Source organism: Spiroplasma endosymbiont of Virgichneumon dumeticola (genome assembly GCF_964264745.1).
Classification (GTDB): Bacteria; Bacillota_I; Bacilli_A; order Mycoplasmatales; family VBWQ01; genus Spiroplasma_E.
Genome location: NZ_OZ183478.1, coordinates 694,930 through 719,013 on the forward strand (window position 1 = coordinate 694,930; position 24,084 = coordinate 719,013).

Consider the following 24,084-nt stretch of genomic DNA (forward strand, 5'->3'; position numbering starts at 1 on the left):
AATATGGTTCCTGAATATCGGTTAATTAATCATTTGTTGCTTTTAAAAAGTAACTATTTTTTTAAACGTGAAATTAAGAAAATATTAGCAACTTTGCCGGGTAACTCTTTTCGAACAGCTTATCATTTGGTTTTTAATAGTAACAAAAACTTAATGTTCGTGAAAATTATTAGCGTTTATTTAGAATTAAATAAAATTAATTACAAAGAAAATATACAACTTGTTGCTAATTTTATTTTAACTATTACAGCTTTAAGTCCCGTTTTTTTACGTCAAACAAAGTATTTAGAAAATTATGAACATGTAAAAACTACCTTGTTACATATAGGTTCACAAGATATTATTAATCAGTGATATAATGAAACTACAAAAAATGATTTATTACCTGATTTTTTTAACAATAAACCATTACCTACTGACAAAGTTGATCATTTGCTAGCAATTAAAAAATTAATGCATATTAGTGGTCAAATATTTGTTCATCTTAATAACAAGCCAAAAAATGTTTCTTATAATTATGATTTTGGTAAATTTTTAATATTATTTTATCTTTTAGATTTAGAAACTAGAAAAACTTTAGTAAACCGCGATATTACTAGTTTTAATTTAAAAAGTGTTATTCCATATCAACAATTATTTACTACTAAATTATTAATTTTAGACAGTTTAATTAATAGTGCTATGTCTTTAGAACCAACACATTTTAACTTGTATATTAGAATTATGAATTATACTTTACTAGGAAAATATGAATAATTATTTAACCCATGGTTAATATGCTTATTGTAAGATATATTTTTATTTGTTATTATTTAGTATGAAAATACAATTTTTCTTTAGATACATTTTTATATGCCAAATCTTGTTTATAAAGTTAAAATAGATATGAAGGGCATGAAACTAAATTATTCTAATCAATGATATGGTTCAAAACCTGATAAATTAAATGGAACAGGTTTAACAATTAAAACTGCTGATACTCATAATTCTATTAATAATAAATAGTTTGTCCTTTTCAAATAATTAGTGCAACAAACCACAATTAAATTAAAAAACATATCTTAATCCAATACAATTATTTTATAAATCAAAATAATTTGAATCTTCAAATTTCCCATATTTTAAAACAAACTATAACGAAAATTGGTTCTATTTAGAATTATTAAATAACGTTACTGCTTGGGGATATCTTTCGTATAAATTAATAACGGACTTCTCCCCACATGTACTTGTGGAGGAAACAATGAAATTGAATGAGTTCAATAATACTTTTCAAACTGAAAAACAATGTCTTGCATATATAGCAAGTTTGAAACAAAGCAAATGTATTAGGTGTTCTAGTTTTAATTTGAATACTTCTAATTTAATAAAATGAGATGTTTGAAATGTCATCAAACATTCAGTATGCTCACGGGCACTATATTTTCAAAGTCACAAACACCTTTAATATCTTGGTTTTATCTCATCTTTAGATGAATAAACACCAAACATGGAATTCCATCAACTGATGTTGCAAAAGAATTGGGAGTGACCTTGAAAACAGCTTGAAGAATGGGTCATAAAATCCGAAGTGCCATTGCTAAACAAGAACCTCAATTCATTGTTGAGGGCATAGTGCAAATGGATGAAATGTATCTTTCACATATGGGTTTAAAAAACAAGGAAGATCCTTGTTGCACAAAACCTTGATTGTTGGTATTTATGAAAAAACAACCAACAATCTGATTGTGAAAGTATTGAAAAACGCAAACAGTAAAAATCTTTTGCAGTTTGCAATAAACCACATTTCTTCAAAGTGTGATGTACATACTGATTCTTGAAAAGGATATCGCGATTTGAAATCGGTTTTCACTAAGCATGAAACAGTTAACCATCAAGATGGCTATGTTTCAAAAACTGGTGTAAATACCAACCAAATTGAGTCAGTATGAAAACATATACGAAGAACATTTAAAACACATATCAAAGTTGCAAAACATCATATTCATTTATATACAAAAGAAGCTGCATATAAATTCAATAACATACCTAGTTTTGAAACTGTAATGCTATGTTTAATTTAAAAATGTGGGGAGAAGTCCGTAGATAGGATTTTCTCAGCATTTATGTGATAAAATTTAAAAATAGTACATAAAGGGAGAAAAGCCATTAATAAAATAAAAAGACTGAATAATTAAAAGGAGTAACTATGAATAATTATCAATTGCAAGTTATTAGTTATGCTAGCAAGACACTAACCATGAATAAGGATATTATTATTGCCTTACCACCTAATTTTGAAGAAACTAAAAGTTATGTCACTTATTTAGTATTTGATGGTAAAGATTTATTATTAAATAACCATAATATCCTAACTAACAACAATAGCAATTGTGTGTATATTGGTATTAGCAGCACTAATAATATGACAAGATTTAATGATTTAGCAATGTATACTAATAGTGAAGTAAAAACATTAATGACAAAATATTTTCCCATCCTTACTAGTAGTAATATTAATAGTTTAGGTGGTAATGGTGAAAACTATTTAGCATTCATTGAAAATGAAGTTTTACCTTTCGTTACTAATAAATTTAAAATAAAAATAATTTCATTAAATGCTCTTGGTTGCTCAATGGGTGCCTACTTTTGCTTACAAATGTTGTATTGTTCATCATTAACTTTTAATACTATGATTTTATTATCACCTGCGATTTGATTTAATGAACAAATTTTTAATGATTTAGCAATTAAAGCTCTAAATAAAAATCAACCCCTAACCATTAAGTTATGAGTTGGTAAAAAAGAACCCAAGTTCTTTGAAGGTAAAATCAGTACTAATTATGAAAGTAATACTATCTGTTTAGAACAACTACTAATATCGCATAAAATTATCACTACTATAATGATTGACAATAATGGTAGTCATGGCTTTAAATGATGAATTAATTACCTAAATAATAATCCCTTAATCTTCGTTTAACAAGATTAAGGTTTTTCATTTTTTTAATAATATTAATAATTTTTAAAATCAAAATTATACTTGCTAAAACCGCTACAATACTATTAGTAACAATAATAGCTGGTTGATTTGAAAGTATGGCAAATGTAATTCATACTGTTGCTGATAGTTCAAAAATAATATACATGTATAACGATAATGATTGTGTGTCACGCGTTCTAATAATTTTATAACTCTGTGGTTTTAAAACAATACTAGTTAGTACTGCCCCCATCCATGATAGGATGGTAATTGTTGTTTCCATTTTTTACCTCCTGTTTTTAATATTAATATAATTAATTATCTCTTATTTTCCAATTTTTCATACAATAAACTTGTTAATTTCTTAATTAACAAGCGATATTTAATAAAAAAACATTAATTTTAGTTATAATTACTTTATACTATAAAACTTATATTTTACTTGGCTTTTCTCCCTTTATGTACTATTTTTAAATTTTATCACATAAATGCTGAGAAAAGCCTATCTACGGACTTCTCCCCACATTTTTAAATTAAACATAGCATTACAGTTTCAAAACTAGGTATGTTATTGAATTTATATGCAGCTTCTTTTGCATATAAATGAATATGATGTTTTGCAACTTTGATATGTGTTTTAAATGTTCTTCGTATATGTTTTCATACTGACTCAATTTGGTTGGTATTTACACCAGTTTTTGAAACATAGCCATCTTGATGGTTAACTGTTTCATGCTTAGTGAAAACCGATTTCAAATCGCGATATCCTTTTCAAGAATCAGTATGTACATCACACTTTGAAGAAATGTGGTTTATTGCAAACTGCAAAAGATTTTTACTGTTTGCGTTTTTCAATACTTTCACAATCAGATTGTTGGTTGTTTTTTCATAAATACCAACAATCAAGGTTTTGTGCAACAAGGATCTTCCTTGTTTTTTAAACCCATATGTGAAAGATACATTTCATCCATTTGCACTATGCCCTCAACAATGAATTGAGGTTCTTGTTTAGCAATGGCACTTCGGATTTTATGACCCATTCTTCAAGCTGTTTTCAAGGTCACTCCCAATTCTTTTGCAACATCAGTTGATGGAATTCCATGTTTGGTGTTTATTCATCTAAAGATGAGATAAAACCAAGATATTAAAGGTGTTTGTGACTTTGAAAATATAGTGCCCGTGAGCATACTGAATGTTTGATGACATTTCAAACATCTCATTTTTCTTAAATTAGAAGTATTCAAATTAAAACTAGAACACCTAATACATTTGCTTTGTTTCAAACTTGCTATATATGCAAGACATTGTTTTTCAGTTTGAAAAGTATTATTGAACTCATTCAATTTCATTGTTTCCTCCACAAGTACATGTGGAGAGAAGTCCGTACTTTTATTAGGAGGAATTATGTCAGAAGTTAAAAAGATTGTTAATTTTAATGACGAAGAATTTAAAATTATTAAAGATGATGTGAGTAGTATTTATCAAAATGTTTTAAATACTTCATTTAAACGTTTCTTTATTAGTAATAAATACAAATGATTGTCATATATAATTTTGATTGTCGGAATCATTCTTTTTATTACTGGAATTACTTGTACAATGATATTTAAAGAAGAACCTTCAAAAACAATATATTTTGGATTAATTTTTTCTGGTTTTGCAATCATTATTATTGCCATTATATCTTTTTCTATTGGACAAGTTTTTAATAATAAAATTAAAAATGCTTTTCGTAAGCATAATACTAAATATATTAAAATGGCAGCTCATAATGCCTTTGAACAATTAGAAATTAAAGATGTTAGTAATAATTTTACGATTATTCCACAAAAATTTTTAGTATTTGGTAGTAGTATGAATCATCGTGTGTGAACCGAAAAAGTCTTAGTTGGTAATGTTAATAATCAAGATTTTAATTGTGGAACAATGATTGAAAAAATTGTTCGTGTTCAAAAAACAGGAAAATCCACAACCAACCGTACTACATATAATCGTTATTTATATTTTACTTGTCATATTAATCCCCAAGATTTTGTAACTACTATTAAACCCGAAACTTTAGGTTCAAGAATTATAGGTTCTAATCGTGGTGATCAATTAGAATCATCAGAGTTTGAAAAATTATTTGCACTTGATTATAGTGACCCCATAAAACTAAGAAAATTATTAGTACCAAAAATTATGAGTAATATGATTGATTTAGCTACTATGCAAAAACCATTACCAAATATTTTTGTTAATGAAACACAAGTAACATTAATGTATCCATATATGAATATTAGTTCGCCTAATAGTAGTAATGCTAACTTACTTAACTTGATTATTAAAAATAGTAGTGAAGAAGAACTATTAAATGATGTTCTTGCCATGCTTGATTTTACACTAAACATTGTTATGTATTCTTATGCATGAATTAGTAGTTTAGAGTTAAATTCTAAGTTAGTTAGTAAAAACTAATTAAGAACGTTTATAACACACTTAATAATTTATGAATATTTTATATTTCAATTATCTTATTTTTCTCGTATAATTTTATTTATAGTAAGTTATTAATATTTACTACAATTTAAAAATTTGTTTTTATCTTTTTTGGTCTACCTTTGTAACTAAAAAAGATTTTTATTTTATATTTATAAGAATCGTATTAATATGGCACCAGATTTAAAAAAATGCCCAAATATAAACATTAAAAATTGACTGGTATATATACCAGTCAATTATATTTTATATTAACTTTGTCATTTTAATTTTTTAGCAGTAATGCCAATAAAACCAGCAAGGATTACTAAACTAACTACCCCATAAACATACATTTCTCATGTCATTTTAAATGTTCCTGATCAACAATTAAAGTATGGTAAAGTTGAATATTTAAATGGTGAGAAATAACTAATTACATTTAAGGCAGGAGTTCCAATAATTAAATCAATTGGTAAGATAGAACCACTCAAATAAGCAATCGGTAAATATAATACATTAGCGACAGCAAAATATGAAGTCATTGTCTTAAATAATGATGCTAACATTAATCCCATACTAATGGCACTAACAAAGATAATTAAAACTCACGGAATAGAAATGATAATTTGCTTTGGCAAAGCAATATTTCCTCAACCATAAGTTCCACCAAAATAAATTCCACCTCATAGTAATGTTCATAAGAATGAAATAATTGACATAACTAATCCCATAACTATAACAGCGCTCACAAAAAACAAAGGATGAATATTAGTTGCTCCAATTCTTTTTAATAAAACAGAGGTTTTAGATTCAATAATTGTTTGGGGGATAACAAAAATACCAACAGAAATAATATTAACAATGGCGATTCCAGCAATCATTTGTCGCACTAATGCTAATCTTGCCATAAAATCAGACCCAGCGTTTTGAATAGAGAAACTTTGAATTCCTAAAATTAAGATAGGATAAATAATTAAGAAAAACGGAACAAAGAACCCTTTCAAGTAATATTTAAACATTAATTTTAACAGCGATCGCTGTTTTTTGGGACTAGTACTTAAAGCATTAACTACTTTATTAGGGTCAGTTTGACCTTTTTTATTACTTAATAATTCTTTTTCAGCAGCAACACTTGGTTTTTTATATTTTTTAAGGCTTTTCTCCCTTTATGTACTATTTTTAAATTTTATCACATAAATGCTGAGAAAAGCCTATCTACGGACTTCTCCCCACATTTTTAAATTAAACATAGCATTACAGTTTCAAAACTAGGTATTTTATTGAATTTATATGCAGCTTCTTTTGCATATAAATGAATATGATGTTTTGCAGCTTTGATATGTGTTTTAAATGTTCTTCGTATATGTTTTCATACTGACTCAATTTGGTTGGTATTTACACCAGTTTTTGAAACATAGCCATCTTGATGGTTAACTGTTTCATGCTTAGTGAAAACCGATTTCAAATCGCGATATCCTTTTCAAGAATCAGTATGTACATCACACTTTGAAGAAATGTGGTTTATTGCAAACTGCAAAAGATTTTTACTGTTTGCGTTTTTCAATACTTTCACAATCAGATTGTTGGTTGTTTTTTCATAAATACCAACAATCAAGGTTTTGTTCAACAAGGATCTTCCTTGTTTTTTAAACCCATATGTGAAAGATACATTTCATCCATTTGCACTATGCCCTCAACAATGAATTGAGGTTCTTGTTTAGCAATGGCACTTCGGATTTTATGACCCATTCTTCAAGCTGTTTTCAAGGTCACTCCCAATTCTTTTGCAACATCAGTTGATGGAATTCCATGTTTGGTGTTTATTCATCTAAAGATGAGATAAAACCAAGATATTAAAGGTGTTTGTTACTTTGAAAATATAGTGCCCGTGAGAATACTGAATGTTTGATGACATTTCAAACATCTCATTTTTCTTAAATTAGAAGTATTCAAATTAAAACTAGAACACCTAATACATTTGCTTTGTTTCAAACTTGCTATATATGCAAGACATTGTTTTTCAGTTTGAAAAGTATTATTGAACTCATTCAATTTCATTGTTTCCTCCACAAGTACATGTGGGGAGAAGTCCGTTAAAAAATTAGCGTTAACAACTGTTTTTTCAACTGGTTGCTGAGTTTCATTCATGGATTTTTCTGAATTGTCTGGTTGCGCTTGAAGTTTTTTTAATTTTTTCACATTTAAATTTCCTTTCTTTTAAAAACTATTACATTATAAGTGTATCATGAACATTAAAATAACCTTAAAAATTTAATGATACTAAATTATAACATTTAAAGTAGAATTTGTTATCAAAACATAATGTTATTTTTATTCTCATAGCACCAGTACCATTTAATAAACATTAATTTATTAACTAAAATCATAAAATAATTTCTAATTATTTTTCATAATAATTTAGGGAAAATGATATTATTTTGTTAAAATATAAGTGATTTAATTTCTGAAAGGGGTAATAACAGTGGAGCAATATTTAAGTTTATGCCGTCATATTATGAAATATGGTTACCAAAAAAATGATCGAACAGGAACAGGAACCATTTCCACTTTCGGTTACCAAATGCGCTTTGATTTAGCGCAAGGTTTTCCTTTATTAACTACCAAAAAAGTTCATTTCCCAGCTATTGTTCATGAACTATTGTGATTTATTGCTGGTGATACTAATATTGAGTACTTAGTAAAAAATAATGTTCGCATTTGAAATGAATGACCATATAAAAATTATGTTAAAAGTAAGTCATATCAAAATGAAACATTACAAGAATTTATAGAAAAGATTAAAACTAACCATAACTTTGCTCTTAAATTTGGTGATTTAGGGCCAGTCTATGGTAAACAATGACGTAATTTCAATGGTGTTGATCAATTAACTAATCTTGTCACAAACCTAAAAAATAATCCATTTTCACGAAGGCATATTTTATCAGCGTGAAACCCTAGCGAAATTAACAACATGGCTTTACCACCTTGCCATACTTTAATTCAATTTTATGTTTCTGATGATAAGAAATTATCTTGCCAACTATACCAACGTAGTGCTGATATTTTTTTAGGTGTTCCTTTTAACATTGCTTCATATGCTTTATTAACTATCATGTTAGCACAAGTATGTGGCTATGAATTAGGCGATTTTGTTCATACTTTAGGCGATGCTCATATTTACAATAATCATATTAATCAAATTAATGAACAATTACAACGTGCACCTAAAGTTTTACCAAAGTTAGTTATTAGCAAAAATATTAGTAATTTATTTGACTTCCAATATTGTGATTTTACTTTAGAAGGATATGACCCACATCCATTAATTACTGGTAAGGTTGCTGTCTAATGATAAATTTAGTATGAGCTATGACTGAAGAAGGAGTTATTGGTGCTGATAATTCCCTACCATGAAAAATCAAAGCAGAAATGCAATACTTTCAAAGCATTACTATTAATAAAACCGTAATTATGGGTGCCAAAACATTTGAAAGCATTGGTTCTCCTTTAAAAAAACGCTACAATATAGTAGCAACTCATCATCAAGAACGTTATCAAAAATGACATAATCTTGATAATATTATCTTTAGTGATAATTTATTAGCATATTTACAACCATACAAAGGTAATAAAATCGAAGATATCTGTGTGTTAGGTGGGAAAACAATTTATGAACAAGCTTGAAAACTTGCTGATTACTTATATATTTCAATCATCAAACACCCCTACTCAGGTAATATCATCTTTCCAAATTTAGATTTTTCAGATTTTAAGTTAATTAAAACAACTGATTATGACCAATTTACAGCTAAGATTTATCAAAGAAAGGAATTAATTTAAATGAACATATGAAAAGCCATTTTGACTTGACCCTACTTATTACAAACGTATACTAAGTCAGGTTCAATGACCAAAAAAGTACTAAAAGACCCTAATTTAGTATCAGAAGCAAAACGCTATATATGAATAAAAAAGCGAGTACGCTATATCAAATGATTATACAATATCAAACTAACTATTCATAATATTGACTTATGACCAAAACGTAAAGGTTGTGTTATGGTTGCTAATCACCAATCTAACTTTGATCCGTTGCTAGTATTATCAGTTAATGATTTTAGCTTACATGCTCCTCTAGGTTTTATTGCCAAAGAAGAACTTAAAAAAAGTCGCTTAGCACGACGTTTTATCTTCTTAATTGATGTGTTATTTATTGACCGTAATAACCCCAGAACAGCAGTAACTGCTTTTCAAGAAGCCAAAGAATTAATTAGAATTCCTCGTACTATGATGATTTTTCCTGAAGGAACGAGAAGCCATGGTCAAGAAATGGGTGAATTTAAAGCAGGTGCCTTAAAAATGGCATACCAAGCTTATGTCCCAATTATTCCAGTTTCAATTATTAATTCTTATCAAATTTTTGATAAAAAACATAAAGGAAAAGTTCATGTACAACTTGTTTTCCATAAACCAATTGAGCCAAGTCACTTTATCCACTTATCAACTGATGTTTTATCAAAACAAATCTTTAATATCATTAAAAATGGTATAGTATTTTATGATAAATAAAAAATAATAATTGCTTTTATCTTATAAAGGTGTTAAAATTTTTCAAACTTTAATTTAATAATTTTCTTGGAAACCTATTATTCATTTTTTATGGATAATAGGTTCGTTTTATTTAAGGCTTTTCTCCCTTTATGTACTATTTTAAATTTTATCACATAAATGCTGAGAAAAGCCTATCTACGGACTTCTCCCCACATTTTTAAATTAAACATAGCATTACAGTTTCAAAACTAGGTATGTTATTGAATTTATATGCAGCTTCTTTTGCATATAAATGAATATGATGTTTTGCAACTTTGATATGTGTTTTAAATGTTCTTCGTATATGTTTTCATACTGACTCAATTTGGTTGGTATTTACACCAGTTTTTGAAACATAGCCATCTTGATGGTTAACTGTTTCATGCTTAGTGAAAACCGATTTCAAATCGCGATATCCTTTTCAAGAATCAGTATGTACATCACACTTTGAAGAAATGTGGTTTATTGCAAACTGCAAAAGATTTTTACTGTTTGCGTTTTTCAATACTTTCACAATCAGATTGTTGGTTGTTTTTTCATAAATACCAACAATCAAGGTTTTGTTCAACAAGGATCTTCCTTGTTTTTTAAAACCCATATGTGAAAGATACATTTCATCCATTTGCACTATGCCCTCAACAATGAATTGAGGTTCTTGTTTAGCAATGGCACTTCGGATTTTATGACCCATTCTTCAAGCTGTTTTCAAGGTCACTCCCAATTCTTTTGCAACATCAGTTGATGGAATTCCATGTTTGGTGTTTATTCATCTAAAGATGAGATAAAACCAAGATATTAAAGGTGTTTGTGACTTTGAAAATATAGTGCCCGTGAGAATACTGAATGTTTGATGACATTTCAAACATCTCATTTTTCTTAAATTAGAAGTATTCAAATTAAAACTAGAACACCTAATACATTTGCTTTGTTTCAAACTTGCTATATATGCAAGACATTGTTTTTCATTTTGAAAAGTATTATTGAACTCATTAAATTTCATTGTTTCCTCCACAAGTACATGTGGGGAGAAGTCCGTTATTTAAAAACAATGTTTATAAATTAAAGTTAAAAAGAAAGAAGTGATTATAATGCCTATAGAAATAGAAAATAACACTATGATTGAAGAAATGATAGAACAATTAAAAAAGACGGGTGTGTTTGCAATGTCTAGTTTTGCTCAGACTATATTACAATCGTTAATTAGTATGAGAGTAGCACAAACAAAATGAAGTTGAAATAACTTTAAAACCAGTTGTAAGTATAGTGTAGGAATTACTATGTCGGAAACGTTTTTAGAATCAAAAAAATTTCAATGAATTAGCAATATAAAATCTTGAATCTATAGTAAAAGTAATCAACATTATCAAACTGAGGTTACTAATTTACAATTTGGGATATCAATGTTTGGATATACTGCCACCAGTATTTTTCAAAGTTATTGCTCAGTATTATTAGATAAATTATCTAATAATAAATTTGAAACTTTTTTTGATTTAGATATTTTAGAAAGTACTGTTACTGATTTATTTTTTACAATAGCAATTGAAATTTTTGAAGAAAAAATAATTGAAATATTAAAAGAAAATATTAAAAAATTTGAAACTAATAAAAATGAAATTAATGATTTAAATGATAGTAAAAGTCAAGATATAGAATCAGATAGTATTAAACAAGAAGAACTAGAAAATATTTCAACATCTAGCGATAGTGGAGAGGAAGCAAAATTATTAGATGTTGAAACTAAAAAAGTTAGTCACAAATCTTTACTACTAACACTACCTTTATCTTTTTTAATTTCAACAACATTTACATGACTTAATGAATCATTTAATAACCGTGCTGATATTAACATTAAGAAATTATTAACTGATTCACCTTATCTTTTATTGTATAATTTGGATTCATTGCTTTATTCATTAGTTAATTGTATAGTTAATGGAGACGAATTGCCTCTGTTTTCCTTATTCAAGAATTGTACTAAAAATAATAGTATTACCGATAATGCAGATTTTACAGAAGTAGTAACTCAAATCAATGATAGAAAAACTATTCCTATTAAAGAAAATATTAAAAAATGCAATTCTTATTCAAATTTAAAAGCAAGCAAAGAAACGATTAGAGAGAGAAGTGCTACAATTTAAAAAAGTAGCATTTTAAAATAATTACATTTATAATTACTTAATGTTATTATTTTAATGATTTATAAAGGAGAAACAAACTTATGAATAATCAAATTCAAGTATACAGTTCCAATGAACCTATTGGAGCTAAAAGTGTTACTTACAAAGAATTCTTAATTGTTAATAAAGTCAAAAGTAGAAATGCTTTTAGTAATATCAGTTCTGGTTTCAAAAGCATGTTCGGTGGAGAGATTAGTGGTTTAACAAAATTAACTAGTGATATTAGAAATGAACTACTAAGTTAATTATTAGTTCAAGCACAAAGCATTGGTGCTAATTGCATTCTTGCTATTCGTTTTGAAACTAATGAATTATTTGAAGGCATGTTAGATATCGTTATTTATGGTACTGCTGTCTATTGTGAGTGGGATTAATTTTTAATATTAAAATCGTTACGTTTGCATTGACAATCTTCCTAGCATCAAAAAAGCAATTACTGATGCACATGATGAATTAAGCAAAAATTCAAATTATAATCTTGCTTGATTACATGAAAAAAATATTGAAATTTGAAAAAAGTTTTAACATAGACAAGATTAACTACTTATTAACTATAGGAAATAACGATAACATTACAAATTTCAATATTTTACAAAATAATTGATAATTCTTTTCAAAAAATACAACAAGCATATAAAGATGAAAAATACACAGGTTTCTTTATTTTTAAAGGAGAGTTTCTACAACATGAAAAGTTGCTTACAAAAGAAGAAGTTACTATTCCCACTGAATTGTAAAAATAAAAAAACAATTAAATGACATCCAAAATAGCAACATATTACATTCTAAAATAGAGTTTAAAAAAATTACTATCTTTTGAAAGATTGCTTCAATAATTTTTTACAACAAAAACGCAAATAAAATATAAAGATGACATAAATGATTTGCAAAAAAACTTTTAAGACAAGTAGATAAAAAAGAAAAATATTTTACCAAAATTAAAGAAAAGGCTTTTCTCCCTTTATGTACTATTTTTAAATTTTATCACATAAATGCTGAGAAAAGCCTATCTACGGACTTCTCCCCACATTTTTAAATTAAACATAGCATTACAGTTTCAAAACTAGGTATGTTATTGAATTTATATGCAGCTTCTTTTGCATATAAATGAATATGATGTTTTGCAACTTTGATATGTATTTTAAATGTTCTTCGTATATGTTTTCATACTGACTCAATTTGGTTGGTATTTACACCAGTTTTTGAAACATAGCCATCTTGATGGTTAACTGTTTCATGCTTAGTGAAAACCGATTTCAAATCGCGATATCCTTTTCAAGAATCAGTATGTACATCACACTTTGAAGAAATGTGGTTTATTGCAAACTGCAAAAGATTTTTACTGTTTGCGTTTTTCAATACTTTCACAATCAGATTGTTGGTTGTTTTTTCATAAATACCAACAATCAAGGTTTTGTTCAACAAGGATCTTCCTTGTTTTTTAAAACCCATATGTGAAAGATACATTTCATCCATTTGCACTATGCCCTCAACAATGAATTGAGGTTCTTGTTTAGCAATGGCACTTCGGATTTTATGACCCATTCTTCAAGCTGTTTTCAAGGTCACTCCCAATTCTTTTGCAACATCAGTTGATGGAATTCCATGTTTGGTGTTTATTCATCTAAAGATGAGATAAAACCAAGATATTAAAGGTGTTTGTGACTTTGAAAATATAGTGCCCGTGAGAATACTGAATGTTTGAAATGTCATCAAACATTCAGTATTCTTAAATTAGAAGTATTCAAATTAAAACTAGAACACCTAATACATTTGCTTTGTTTCAAACTTGCTATATATGCAAGACATTGTTTTTCAGTTTAAAAAGTATTATTGAACTCATTCAATTTCATTGTTTCCTCCACAAGTACATGTGGGGAGAAGTCCGAAAGAAAATTTATGCAAGGATGAAAATCCTGCTCCAGAAAAGTTGAAAACATACTCATTTATTAATCTAGTAGAAGTCACTAATTTTTTTGACCAAGAAAACAAAAAATCATATTCTATTAAGAGTTCAGCATCAGTTAAATAAGTTCATAATTTCCTCACTTATGAACTTACTAAATTCTCAAGTTTTTACTAATTTATTTAATCGCTGTAGTTCAACCACGCGTACGTTTAATTGCTTTTTGTCATCCCTTATACAAAATTTTAGCATCTTCTGGTTTCATAATCGGATTATACTCTTTTTCAACAACATAATTCTTCTTAATCTCATCAATACTCTTTCAAAACCCAACAGCTAATCCTGCTAAATAAGCAGCACCCATGGCTGTTGTTTCTGTATTTTGCGGTTTAATTAAAATCGTACGACTAATATCACTTTGAAATTGCATAATATATGAATTATTACTTGCTCCCCCATCAACTTTAATTTTAATGGTTAAGTTTTTTAAACCCTTATTAAGAGCAATATCTTCTTGCATAGCCATAATCACATCTTGTGATTGATATGCTAATGATTCAATAGTTGCTTTAACAATATGTTCGCGTTTGGTTCCACATTCTAAACCAAAAATCGCACCACGAGCTGTTGAATCTCAATATGGTGCTCCTAAACCCACAAATGCTGGCACGACATAAACACGTTGTTCATCTTTAGGATCAACAATTTGTGAGTATCATAAACTTTCATCAGAACGATATAACATCCGTAATTGGTCACGTAAAAACTGAACAGCAGCGCCTGCTATAAATACTGAACCTTCTAAGGCATAAACTGGTTCTTGTCCTGTTAGTTGATAAGCAACGGTCGTTAACAACCCTTGTTTTGATAACAAAGGTTTATCACCAATATTCATTAAAATGAAACATCCTGTACCATAAGTGTTTTTAACTTCACCTGCTTTTAAACATAGTTGGCCAAACAATGCTGCTTGTTGGTCACCAATAGCAGCAGCAATCATAATTTCAGTATCATCGTTTTTTGATAACATTCCTTTATAAGTTTTGCCAATTTCACCAGAACTAGGAATAACTTCCGGCAACATTATCTCAGGAATATCAAATAATGCTAAAAGTTCTTTATCCCATTGTTTAGTATTAATGTTAAATAACATTGTTCGTGAAGCGTTAGTAATATCAATAACATGTTTAGCTTGCACTTGATTGTTATGTGTACCTACTGTCATTTTGTAAATTAATCAACTATCAATGGTTCCGAATGCTAACTTACCATTTTTGGCAAGTTCTCGTGCATCTTTGACATTGTCTAAAATTCATTTAATTTTAGTTCCTGAAAAATAAGCATCAATTAGTAATCCTGTTTTTTGATGAATTTTATCTTTTCATCCTTTTTTAGTTAATTCATCACAATAAGTAGCGGTTCTACGGTCTTGTCAAACAATAGCATTGTAAATCGGTAAGCCTGTTTCTAAGTTTCAAACAACAGTAGTTTCTCGTTGGTTAGTAATACCAATGGCTTTAATTTCGTTTGAGCTAATACCACTTTTACTTAATGATTGCACCATAGTCGTTAACTGGTTATTTCAGATACCAATCGGGTCATGTTCAACCCATCCTGATTGTGGAGGATAGTGCTGGGGAATTTCAATTCGATGACTACCAACAATTTGCCCTTTTTGATTAATAATTAAAGTACGACAACTAGAAGTACCCTCATCTAAAGTCATAATGTATTTTTCAGCCATGATCTTTGCTTCCTTTCGTTGTGGTTATAATACCATTATTAATTGGATTAAACCACCAGCAAGGATTCCCCCAAGTAATGGCCCGACAACGGGTACTGGTGCATATTTTCAATCGTTTTTTCCTTTGTGTTTCATTGGTAAAATGGCATGAATAATTCTTGGCCCTAAATCACGGGCGGGGTTAATAGCAAAACCTGTTGGTCCACCAATTGCTAGTCCAATTACCATTACCCCGATTCCTACCGTGCAAGAACCAGCAAAACCACCGCTTGTTGGCACTAAGTTTTTAATTGAGAATGTACCACCAACAATCATTACTAAGATAAATGTGCCAATTACTTCTGTTACTGTATTTCAAATGTAACTACGATGAGCTGGTGATGTTGAAAACGTTGCTAAAATACGATTTGTGTCTTCAGTATTGTTATATTCTTTGAAATATGCTAAGTAAACAACAATTTGTCCTAACATAGCTCCTAGAATTTGAGCAACAATGTATATTGGAATATACGCATAGTTACAATCGACAAATGCTAATTTTTTCCCTGCCACTCATAGTCCAATCGTTACTGCTGGGTTTAAATGTGCTTTTGAAATTTGACTTAGCATAGCTGCAATTGCTACAGCAAATCCTCATCCCACACAAATAACAATTCAACCACTATTTTCTCCCTTAGAATTTTTTAATAATGTGTTAGCTACGACACAATTTCCTAATAAAATTAATATAAATGTACCAAATAATTCACCAATAATTACTTGTGCAACTTCTGACATAGTTATTACCTCCTTTTAAACAATTTGTTATTTTAATAATTCAGCAACTAGTAAAGCAATGGCTGGAGCTGCACTTAAACCAGGTGATTTAATTCCTGTCACATTAATAAAGTTTTTATTATTACTAGCACTAGCAATCACAAAATCATCAGTTTCAACAGAAATTGGTCGTGAACCACTAATTACTTTACAAGTTTTATTCATTTTTAATGATGGGATTAAACGTAATCCAATCTTATTGATATACTTAATATCATCAACAGTAATGATTCGCGTTTCGTTTTTTGCCACATTATCAATAGCAGTTGGTCCTACTAAAATATGACCATCAGTCATAGGAGCAACAATTACTCCTTTACCATGAATGGTAGGAACCATAAATAAGACATGGTTATTAATAATATTACGTTCCGTTTTTTCAAGAATACAATATTGACCTCTTCTAGTTTTTAAAGTAAAATCATGACAATCAATCATATTGGCCATTTCATCAGCATAGTGGCCAGCAGCATTAATTACATATTGACAAGTAAAACTAAGTTCTTTGTTATTAGTACGACAACTAATTTTAAATCCTGACGTTAATGATTTGATGCTAATTACTTCATGGTTTAAAAATAATTGTGCTTTATATTTAAGTGCACGCTTAACTAAACTTTGTGTTAATAACACAGGATCAACAACATAAGATGCTGTGCATAATAGTGCTCCAACAATATTGGAGTTAACATTAGGTTCTAACTTCATAACTTGTTCTTTTGTTAAAACTTTTAATTCATTTTCACTAACACCATTGGTTAGTCCTCTTTTATACAATTTTCCCACTTCTGACATTTCTTCTTTATTAAATGCCAATACTAACGAGTCAATTTTAGTTCATGGAAAATCAAGTTCTTTAAATCAAGATTTTTCATAAATTTTACGTCCTTGTAAATTTAAAGTGGCATTGAGTTTACCTGGTGTTGGATCAAATCCACCGTGGATAATACCTGAATTACCTTCTGATGTTTCTTGGGCAACACGTGGATTTCTTTCAAGAATTGCTACTTTGTATTTGTTTTTAGCCAACTCATCACTAATAGCAACACCAATTACACCAGCACCAATGGTAATTACATCAAAATCAAATGTCATTGTTTACCCCTTCTTTCAACTATTAAGAATAATTTTATTATCTACATTAAGTATAGTGCATTTTAGTCATTGGTGAGATAAGTTTACTAATTTTTAATTATGATAAAATAAATTTACACATAAAATGGATTTAACCTTTAATTTCTATTCTTCTTGATTCTATAACTGTTGCTATAATTTACTTTTTTATTTAATAACTGACAAAATATTAAGGCTTTTCTCCCTTTATGTACTATTTTTAAATTTTATCACATAAATGCTGAGAAAAGCCTATCTACGGACTTCTCCCCACATTTTTAAATTAACATAGCATTACAGTTTCAAAACTAGGTATGTTATTGAATTTATATGCAGCTTCTTTTGCATATAAATGAATATGATGTTTTGCAACTTTGATATGTGTTTTAAATGTTATTCGTATATGTTTTCATACTGACTCAATTTGGTTGGTATTTACACCAGTTTTTGAAACATAGCCATCTTGATGGTTAACTGTTTCATGCTTAGTGAAAACCGATTTCAAATCGCGATATCCTTTTCAAGAATCAGTATGTACATCACACTTTGAAGAAATGTGGTTTATTGCAAACTGCAAAAGATTTTTACTGTTTGCGTTTTTCAATACTTTCACAATCAGATTGTTGGTTGTTTTTTCATAAATACCAACAATCAAGGTTTTGTTCAACAAGGATCTTCCTTGTTTTTTAAACCCATATGTGAAAGATACATTTCATCCATTTGCACTATGCCCTCAACAATGAATTGAGGTTCTTGTTTAGCAATGGCACTTCGGATTTTATGACCCATTCTTCAAGCTGTTTTCAAGGTCACTCCCAATGCTTTTGCAACATCAGTTGATGGAATTCCATGTTTGGTGTTTATTCATCTAAAGATGAGATAAAACCAAGATATTAAAGGTGTTTGTGACTTTGAAAATATAGTGCCCGTGAGAATACTGAATTTTGATGACATTTCAAACATCTCATTTTTCTTAAATTAGAAGTATTCAAATTAAAACTAGAACACCTAATACATTTGCTTTGTTTCAAACTTGCTATATATGCAAGACATTGTTTTTCAGTTTGAAAAGTATTATTGAACTCATTCAATTTCATTGTTTCCTCCACAAGTACATGTGGGGAGAAGTCCGAATATTAATTATTTCAGGACATGATAATTTAGTATTATGGGGACTAAATCCTTTTAAATCTCATTGTAAACAACATTCAATAATTAAAAATTAGGGGTTGAGAATAATTGAAATTTATTGGTAATAATACGCATTATATTAAGTATAACTTTCTTTGATTGCTACTATTCATAATTTAGAAGTAGTTAAACTTAATTTAACAAGAACTCTAATGATTAGTATAAGGAAAATGATATTGATTTCAGAAAGCAAAAACTGTTTCATTTATTCTTACAAAAACTCTTTTAAATATTTTAAATCTAATTCTTTTTCATATAATTAATAAACTGATAACTGATTTTTTATAATAATTAAATTAAGATTATCAATTTTTGCTTTATCATCCAATCTAATTAAAATTTCATCAATCGCTTCTAAATATTTAAATGGATAATTGTATTTTTTTAATAGTTCAATAGTAGAAATATTGTTATTAGTATTCAAAATAAAAATTTTACCAACATCAAACTTAGCGACTGGTCCACTATAAATTAAGTTTCCCAAATCAATAATGGTACAGTTATCAACAATATCTTTCACCTCATTAATCATATGCGTAGTTAAGAAAATAGTTTTCCCTTCCGCTTTTAATTGTTTTAAGACATTAGTAAAATACTTTCGTGATTCTGAATCTAAATTCGCTCCTGGTTCATCTAAGATAATTAATTGTGGATCATGAACTAATGCTTGAATTAACATAGTGCGATTTTTCATTCCTGAAGAATAAGAATTTAATTTCTTATGGCGATGTTCTCATAAATTAAAAGATTTTAATAATTTTTCTAAGTTAACTACTAAATTATCATTATTAATACCTGTTGTTTTACCTAAATATTTTAAAAAGTTGTAAGCACTTAATCCTTGTGGAAAGTTTTCTAAGTTTAAAGAATAACCCATTCCTAATTTAGATTTGGCACTACCAGCAAGATGACCATCTATATTAATTTCACCTTTATAACAACTACTAGGAAAAGCACCGATAATTGATTTAATAATAATGATTGACCACTACCTGATTGACCAACTAAGGCATGAATGGTACCTTTATAAACTGTAAAATCAGCTTGTGGAATTTTAAATCTTTTAAATTTAATATTGTAGTTTTTAACACTAATCATAACATCTGACATAAGATTTTTACTCCTTACTTAGTTATATTTTTATTTGTTAATTATAACATTTGTTGAAATAGGAACTTAAAATATGAATGATGATAGCAATTCACATTTATAAACGAAACATATAAATTCATTTTTCTAATTAGTGCGTTAATTACCCTCATCTACTAAATAGTTTCTTTATACCCTATCGCACTATGGATTAATACCTCATCAAAAATCTACCATGTTGTACTTTGCTATATAAAAAATAAAAAATTTAATAAAATCAAATTTTAGGTTGTATTGATACCTTTTTTATTTTTTTCCTACTTTTTTTTCAAAATTGTATTTTATTTAAAGTAATATTAAAAGAACCATATTTTATAGTATGACTGTTTTTATATTGGATGTATTAACTTTGTGGATAGAATTTCAAAGCAGTAATTGTTCCTATAGGTCAGCCTGCCGTTGAACCTTTAATATTATAATTCCTAGAAAACTTTCGTTTTGTACTTTCAAAAGTAAGTTACTGCTAGGTAATTTTCCAAATAAAGTTTTTGTTTGATATGTATATTCATTTTCTAGGTTCTTAGTTTCATGATTATTTGTAATGTTTCCACTAACAAATTATTATTAATATAATACTATTTGTTACCTAAGTTGTAAAATTTAATGGTACAGTCAAATTTTTTATCTAATTTTCCATAATAACATCATTAAAACGACTATTATTAATTTGACGATGACCTAAAACATATGAGAAACCCGTTAAAAACGTCACACTCAAGAAAAAAAATAAAAGCAAAATTGCTGAAAAATTAAATAATAACAAAACCCCAGCGATTTGAAATAATAATTGTAAAGTAACTTGGAGCAGAAAATAAATTATGATTACCGAAAAAATAAAAGTACTTATAAAACTAATAACATAAGGAATCATAATCAATGAGGTAATTCGATTAGGCTTTTCTCCCTTTATGTACTATTTTTAAATTTTATCACATAAATGCTGAGAAAAGCCTATCTACGGACTTCTCCCCACATTTTTAAATTAAACATAGCATTACAGTTTCAAAACTAGGTATGTTATTGAATTTATATGCAGCTTCTTTTGCATATAAATGAATATGATGTTTTTCAACTTTGATATGTGTTTTAAATGTTCTTCGTATATGTTTTCATACTGACTCAATTTGGTTGGTATTTACACCAGTTTTTGAAACATAGCCATCTTGATGGTTAACTGTTTCATGCTTAGTGAAAACCGATTTCAAATCGCGATATCCTTTTCAAGAATCAGTATGTACATCACACTTTGAAGAAATGTGGTTTATTGCAAACTGCAAAAGATTTTTACTGTTTGCGTTTTTCAATACTTTCACAATCAGATTGTTGGTTGTTTTTTCATAAATACCAACAATCAAGGTTTTGTTCAACAAGGATCTTCCTTGTTTTTTAAACCCATATGTGAAAGATACATTTCATCCATTTGCACTATGCCCTCAACAATGAATTGAGGTTCTTGTTTAGCAATGGCACTTCGGATTTTATGACCCATTCTTCAAGCTGTTTTCAAGGTCACTCCCAATTCTTTTGCAACATCAGTTGATGGAATTCCATGTTTGGTGTTTATTCATCTAAAGATGAGATAAAACCAAGATATTAAAGGTGTTTGTGACTTTGAAAATATAGTGCCCGTGAGAATACTGAATGTTTGATGACATTTCACACATCTCATTTTTCTTAAATTAGAAGTATTCAAATTAAAACTAGAACACCTAATACATTTGCTTTGTTTCAAACTTGCTATATATGCAAGACATTGTTTTTCAGTTTGAAAAGTATTATTGAACTCATTCAATTTCATTGTTTCCTCCACAAGTACATGTGGGGAGAAGTCCGAAAAATTAATATAAAAATTCCAATGAAACTAAATCACTTTTTTCAAATCATCTTTAATTGATTTTTAAAAAATATTTTCATATTATAAGTCTATCATTAATTACTTTGTTTTTTAAAACTAATATTTGGATAGTTATATACTAACTTTTATTATTTTAAATTCCTAGAGTGAACTTAGAATAGTTCTCATTTTATAGCAATTATTATTTAAATAGTAGGTCAGACATCATGATTAGATCTAGTAATTTCAAATTCTGTATAACCATATTGGTTAGTACTCATAGAAAAAGCATTACCATTAATATTATTAGATTTTTTTCTGTTGTTGTTAATTCATTATTAAAATATGAAGTAGTTTTATTAAACCTGTTACTATAAATAACATTAATAGCATTAGTTAAATGTGAATAACCAATAAAAAATTTCATTAATTCATTAGGCTTTTGAGGGTAATCTTTTTCGGCATTAAAATATTTTGTTTTGCCAGAAATCTAGCGCATTATTCAATCAAAAGGTTTATGAAGTCTGATTTGTAAATATGTTGGCATGTTTTTAAATAATTTACTACCATCTACATAACCAAAATAAAGTTAAAAGCGACGTAATCCTAATTTAAATTTTCGCACTTGAGATTACAATTTGGGAAAATTCCGACATTAGTTTTCAATCATTTCTTACGACCAACAATAATTTTCTTCACTTCACAGGTAAATTTTTACATTTTTATCTCAAAAATAAGATAAAATATTAGTATTAAAGAAAAAGGTGAACCAATGTCATTTCAACAATTCAATTTACAACCATGATTAATTGCTAATTTACAAAAAGAAAAACTTATCACTCCCACACAAGTGCAAACAGAAATTATCCCACTTGCTCTAAATAACCAAAATTTAATTATTCAAAGTCCAACTGGCAGTGGTAAAACCCACGCTTTTTTAATTCCGATTTTAAACAAATGTGACACTACCATTAAAGCTACCCAAGCAGTTATTATTGCTCCAACCAGAGAACTCGCTCAGCAAACATTTAACTTTTGTAAAGCGTTAATTAAAGACCAAGATATTACTATTGCTTGTTTAGTTGGTGGAAAAGATATTAATCGCCAAAGTAATAATTTAACCCATAATCAACCACAAATTGTCATTGGTACTCCAACTAGATTAAAAAAAATATATGAATTAAATATGTTAGCAATTACTACTACTAAAGTTTTAGTAATTGATGAATGCGATATGCTCTTTGAAATGGGTTTCATGGATGATTTAGACTTTTTAATTTCTAAAATTCACCAACAAGTACAAATCATGACTTTTTCAGCAACGATTTTACCACAACTTGCTAGTTGATTAAAAAAATATATGACTAATACAACAACTATTACTATTGCCAATAAATCTCAACAAATTCGTCATGTTTTTATTAATCGCCATCATCAAGATGTTAAAAAACAATTACAATTTTTACTGTCGATGTTTGATCCATATCTATGCTTAATTTTTGTTAACAATAAAGATGAAATTAAGACCATTGGTGATATTTTAATTAAACTAGATAAAAAAGTAGCACTATTACATGGTAGATTACCAGCTCGTGAACGAGCACAAACTTTCAAACGAATTAAAAACTTTGATTATCAATACGTTATTTGTTCTGACATCGCAGCACGTGGCATTGATATTGAAGGAGTATCACATGTTATTTCTTTACAATTACCAACTAATAATATGGAGTATTATTTTCACCGTGCTGGAAGAACTGGACGTGGTAAATACTCTGGTATTTCTTATGTCTTCTATGACAAAAATGATAACTCAGCACTCCGTAAATTAAAAAATTTACACGTTCCCTTAGAATACTATAAAATTAAAGATAATAAATTAGTAGTAGAAATTACTAATGAAACTATTATTCGCAAAGGCAAAAAAAACCAACCTAACAAAGAAGAACAATACATTATTAATAAATTTAAAGCCAACAAAAAAGTCACGCCCGGCTATAAGAAAAAATTAAACCGTGATTTAGAAGCAGTTAAAAAAGAAACTAGACGCCAGCACATTAAAGCATCAATTAAAAAAATAAAAAAAACGGAAGCCATTGCCCGTAGAAAAAAATTATTTGAAGAATCTAAATAACG

General features: G+C 28.2%; 34 protein-coding genes and 1 pseudogene. 14 read left to right on the plus strand and 21 right to left on the minus strand.

What is annotated here, in order from left to right; translation table 4 throughout:
* Positions 1-153: 153 nt before the first annotated feature.
* From ACFEL4_RS04455 to ACFEL4_RS04475, 5 genes are all read left to right on the plus strand, one after another.
* Positions 154-756: a hypothetical protein gene (locus ACFEL4_RS04455; RefSeq protein WP_375318277.1), complete on the plus strand. Its 603-nt coding sequence runs from the start codon at positions 154-156 to the stop codon at positions 754-756.
* A 487-nt stretch (positions 757-1,243) separates the two neighbouring features.
* Positions 1,244-1,447: a hypothetical protein gene (locus tag ACFEL4_RS04460; protein WP_375318278.1), complete on the plus strand. Its 204-nt coding sequence runs from the start codon at positions 1,244-1,246 to the stop codon at positions 1,445-1,447.
* A complete protein-coding gene (locus ACFEL4_RS04465; protein ID WP_375318279.1) occupies positions 1,372-1,779 on the plus strand; it encodes a hypothetical protein in 408 nt (135 codons plus the stop codon). The genes ACFEL4_RS04460 and ACFEL4_RS04465 overlap by 76 nt, the downstream gene beginning before the upstream one ends.
* Positions 1,674-2,063 carry an IS1595 family transposase gene (locus ACFEL4_RS04470; protein ID WP_375318280.1) on the plus strand — a complete coding sequence of 130 codons (390 nt, stop codon included), beginning with the start codon at positions 1,674-1,676 and terminating at the stop codon, positions 2,061-2,063. Before ACFEL4_RS04465 ends, ACFEL4_RS04470 begins: the two co-directional genes overlap by 106 nt.
* Positions 2,064-2,188: 125 nt before the next feature.
* A complete protein-coding gene (locus tag ACFEL4_RS04475; protein ID WP_375318281.1) occupies positions 2,189-2,962 on the plus strand; it encodes an alpha/beta hydrolase-fold protein in 774 nt (257 codons plus the stop codon).
* Here ACFEL4_RS04475 and ACFEL4_RS04480 read toward each other — a convergent pair.
* From ACFEL4_RS04480 to ACFEL4_RS04490, 3 genes are all read right to left on the minus strand, one after another.
* A complete protein-coding gene (locus tag ACFEL4_RS04480; RefSeq protein WP_375318282.1) occupies positions 2,925-3,245 on the minus strand; it encodes a SemiSWEET family sugar transporter in 321 nt (106 codons plus the stop codon). The two genes, ACFEL4_RS04475 and ACFEL4_RS04480, sit on opposite strands and share 38 nt — an antisense overlap.
* A gap of 245 nt (positions 3,246-3,490) precedes the next feature.
* Positions 3,491-3,880, minus strand: a complete 390-nt coding sequence (locus ACFEL4_RS04485) for an IS1595 family transposase (RefSeq protein ID WP_375317056.1) — start codon at positions 3,878-3,880, stop codon at positions 3,491-3,493.
* Entirely contained in the window at positions 3,775-4,311 is a 537-nt protein-coding gene (locus ACFEL4_RS04490; RefSeq protein ID WP_375318283.1) for a hypothetical protein, read from the minus strand. Before ACFEL4_RS04490 ends, ACFEL4_RS04485 begins: the two co-directional genes overlap by 106 nt.
* Here ACFEL4_RS04490 and ACFEL4_RS04495 point away from each other — a divergent pair.
* Complete coding sequence (locus tag ACFEL4_RS04495) at positions 4,292-5,419, plus strand: hypothetical protein (RefSeq protein ID WP_375318284.1); 1,128 nt, start codon at positions 4,292-4,294, stop codon at positions 5,417-5,419. The genes ACFEL4_RS04490 and ACFEL4_RS04495 overlap by 20 nt on opposite strands.
* Positions 5,420-5,691: 272 nt before the next feature.
* Here ACFEL4_RS04495 and ACFEL4_RS04500 read toward each other — a convergent pair whose 3' ends face one another.
* From ACFEL4_RS04500 to ACFEL4_RS04515, 4 genes are all read right to left on the minus strand, one after another.
* Positions 5,692-6,441 (minus strand): ABC transporter permease, encoded by a 750-nt coding sequence (locus tag ACFEL4_RS04500; protein WP_375318285.1) that lies wholly within the window; start codon positions 6,439-6,441, stop codon positions 5,692-5,694.
* A gap of 218 nt (positions 6,442-6,659) precedes the next feature.
* Positions 6,660-7,049 carry an IS1595 family transposase gene (locus ACFEL4_RS04505; RefSeq protein WP_375318286.1) on the minus strand — a complete coding sequence of 130 codons (390 nt, stop codon included), beginning with the start codon at positions 7,047-7,049 and terminating at the stop codon, positions 6,660-6,662.
* Positions 6,944-7,201, minus strand: a complete 258-nt coding sequence (locus ACFEL4_RS04510) for a hypothetical protein (RefSeq protein WP_375318287.1) — start codon at positions 7,199-7,201, stop codon at positions 6,944-6,946. The genes ACFEL4_RS04505 and ACFEL4_RS04510 overlap by 106 nt, the downstream gene beginning before the upstream one ends.
* Before the next feature lie 87 nt (positions 7,202-7,288).
* Positions 7,289-7,480 (minus strand): hypothetical protein, encoded by a 192-nt coding sequence (locus ACFEL4_RS04515; RefSeq protein WP_375318288.1) that lies wholly within the window; start codon positions 7,478-7,480, stop codon positions 7,289-7,291.
* Here ACFEL4_RS04515 and ACFEL4_RS04520 point away from each other — a divergent pair.
* The 4 genes from ACFEL4_RS04520 (at position 7,461) to ACFEL4_RS04535 (ending at position 9,994) form a co-directional block, all read left to right on the plus strand.
* The gene (locus ACFEL4_RS04520; protein WP_375318289.1) at positions 7,461-7,643 is read left to right on the plus strand and encodes a hypothetical protein; all 183 of its coding nucleotides are present in this window, start codon (positions 7,461-7,463) and stop codon (positions 7,641-7,643) included. The genes ACFEL4_RS04515 and ACFEL4_RS04520 overlap by 20 nt on opposite strands.
* Before the next feature lie 261 nt (positions 7,644-7,904).
* Positions 7,905-8,774, plus strand: a complete 870-nt coding sequence (thyA, locus tag ACFEL4_RS04525) for a thymidylate synthase (RefSeq protein ID WP_308150120.1) — start codon at positions 7,905-7,907, stop codon at positions 8,772-8,774.
* Positions 8,774-9,265 carry a dihydrofolate reductase gene (locus ACFEL4_RS04530; RefSeq protein ID WP_308150119.1) on the plus strand — a complete coding sequence of 164 codons (492 nt, stop codon included), beginning with the start codon at positions 8,774-8,776 and terminating at the stop codon, positions 9,263-9,265. The genes thyA and ACFEL4_RS04530 overlap by 1 nt, the downstream gene beginning before the upstream one ends.
* 66 nt (positions 9,266-9,331) lie before the next feature.
* Positions 9,332-9,994, plus strand: coding sequence for a lysophospholipid acyltransferase family protein (locus tag ACFEL4_RS04535; protein ID WP_375318290.1), 663 nt, complete (start codon positions 9,332-9,334; stop codon positions 9,992-9,994).
* Positions 9,995-10,193: 199 nt separating this feature from the next.
* Here ACFEL4_RS04535 and ACFEL4_RS04540 read toward each other — a convergent pair whose 3' ends face one another.
* Positions 10,194-11,015 (minus strand): IS1595 family transposase, encoded by an 822-nt coding sequence (locus tag ACFEL4_RS04540; protein WP_375318291.1) that lies wholly within the window; start codon positions 11,013-11,015, stop codon positions 10,194-10,196.
* 88 nt (positions 11,016-11,103) lie between these two features.
* Here ACFEL4_RS04540 and ACFEL4_RS04545 point away from each other — a divergent pair, with 88 nt between their 5' ends.
* Complete coding sequence (locus ACFEL4_RS04545) at positions 11,104-12,156, plus strand: hypothetical protein (RefSeq protein WP_375318292.1); 1,053 nt, start codon at positions 11,104-11,106, stop codon at positions 12,154-12,156.
* 80 nt (positions 12,157-12,236) lie between these two features.
* A pseudogene (locus ACFEL4_RS04550) lies at positions 12,237-12,569 on the plus strand (YbjQ family protein).
* Between the two features lie 658 nt (positions 12,570-13,227).
* On the opposite strand, the gene ACFEL4_RS04555 reads toward ACFEL4_RS04550, so the two are convergent.
* Positions 13,228-13,908: an IS1595 family transposase gene (locus tag ACFEL4_RS04555; protein ID WP_375318293.1), complete on the minus strand. Its 681-nt coding sequence runs from the start codon at positions 13,906-13,908 to the stop codon at positions 13,228-13,230.
* A complete protein-coding gene (locus ACFEL4_RS04560) occupies positions 13,845-13,982 on the minus strand; it encodes a hypothetical protein (protein WP_375318294.1) in 138 nt (45 codons plus the stop codon). Before ACFEL4_RS04560 ends, ACFEL4_RS04555 begins: the two co-directional genes overlap by 64 nt.
* A gap of 65 nt (positions 13,983-14,047) precedes the next feature.
* Here ACFEL4_RS04560 and ACFEL4_RS04565 point away from each other — a divergent pair, with 65 nt between their 5' ends.
* On the plus strand, positions 14,048-14,227 hold the full coding sequence (locus tag ACFEL4_RS04565) for a hypothetical protein (protein ID WP_375318295.1): 180 nt from the start codon (positions 14,048-14,050) through the stop codon (positions 14,225-14,227).
* 52 nt (positions 14,228-14,279) lie between these two features.
* On the opposite strand, the gene glpK is transcribed toward ACFEL4_RS04565, so the two are convergent.
* From glpK to ACFEL4_RS04620, 11 genes are all read right to left on the minus strand, one after another.
* A complete protein-coding gene (gene glpK / locus ACFEL4_RS04570) occupies positions 14,280-15,848 on the minus strand; it encodes a glycerol kinase GlpK (protein ID WP_375318362.1) in 1,569 nt (522 codons plus the stop codon).
* A gap of 21 nt (positions 15,849-15,869) precedes the next feature.
* Positions 15,870-16,622: an MIP/aquaporin family protein gene (locus ACFEL4_RS04575; protein ID WP_375318296.1), complete on the minus strand. Its 753-nt coding sequence runs from the start codon at positions 16,620-16,622 to the stop codon at positions 15,870-15,872.
* 27 nt (positions 16,623-16,649) lie between these two features.
* A complete protein-coding gene (glpO, locus tag ACFEL4_RS04580) occupies positions 16,650-17,756 on the minus strand; it encodes a type 2 glycerol-3-phosphate oxidase (protein ID WP_308149582.1) in 1,107 nt (368 codons plus the stop codon).
* Between the two features lie 301 nt (positions 17,757-18,057).
* Positions 18,058-18,441 carry an IS1595 family transposase gene (locus tag ACFEL4_RS04585; RefSeq protein ID WP_375318297.1) on the minus strand — a complete coding sequence of 128 codons (384 nt, stop codon included), beginning with the start codon at positions 18,439-18,441 and terminating at the stop codon, positions 18,058-18,060.
* Positions 18,336-18,737, minus strand: a complete 402-nt coding sequence (locus tag ACFEL4_RS04590; protein WP_375318298.1) for a hypothetical protein — start codon at positions 18,735-18,737, stop codon at positions 18,336-18,338. The genes ACFEL4_RS04585 and ACFEL4_RS04590 overlap by 106 nt, the downstream gene beginning before the upstream one ends.
* Entirely contained in the window at positions 18,668-18,871 is a 204-nt protein-coding gene (locus ACFEL4_RS04595; RefSeq protein ID WP_375317022.1) for a hypothetical protein, read from the minus strand. The genes ACFEL4_RS04590 and ACFEL4_RS04595 overlap by 70 nt, the downstream gene beginning before the upstream one ends.
* A gap of 353 nt (positions 18,872-19,224) precedes the next feature.
* The gene (locus ACFEL4_RS04600; RefSeq protein WP_375318299.1) at positions 19,225-19,842 is read right to left on the minus strand and encodes an ATP-binding cassette domain-containing protein; all 618 of its coding nucleotides are present in this window, start codon (positions 19,840-19,842) and stop codon (positions 19,225-19,227) included.
* Positions 19,843-19,880: 38 nt separating this feature from the next.
* Positions 19,881-20,075: an ATP-binding cassette domain-containing protein gene (locus ACFEL4_RS04605; protein ID WP_375318300.1), complete on the minus strand. Its 195-nt coding sequence runs from the start codon at positions 20,073-20,075 to the stop codon at positions 19,881-19,883.
* A gap of 664 nt (positions 20,076-20,739) precedes the next feature.
* Entirely contained in the window at positions 20,740-20,985 is a 246-nt protein-coding gene (locus tag ACFEL4_RS04610; protein WP_375318301.1) for a hypothetical protein, read from the minus strand.
* A 106-nt stretch (positions 20,986-21,091) separates the two neighbouring features.
* Entirely contained in the window at positions 21,092-21,481 is a 390-nt protein-coding gene (locus ACFEL4_RS04615) for an IS1595 family transposase (RefSeq protein WP_375318302.1), read from the minus strand.
* Positions 21,376-21,912 (minus strand): hypothetical protein, encoded by a 537-nt coding sequence (locus ACFEL4_RS04620; RefSeq protein ID WP_375318303.1) that lies wholly within the window; start codon positions 21,910-21,912, stop codon positions 21,376-21,378. The genes ACFEL4_RS04615 and ACFEL4_RS04620 overlap by 106 nt, the downstream gene beginning before the upstream one ends.
* 808 nt (positions 21,913-22,720) lie before the next feature.
* Here ACFEL4_RS04620 and ACFEL4_RS04625 point away from each other — a divergent pair.
* Positions 22,721-24,082, plus strand: a complete 1,362-nt coding sequence (locus ACFEL4_RS04625; protein ID WP_375318304.1) for a DEAD/DEAH box helicase — start codon at positions 22,721-22,723, stop codon at positions 24,080-24,082.
* The last annotated feature ends 2 nt before the right edge of the window (positions 24,083-24,084 follow it).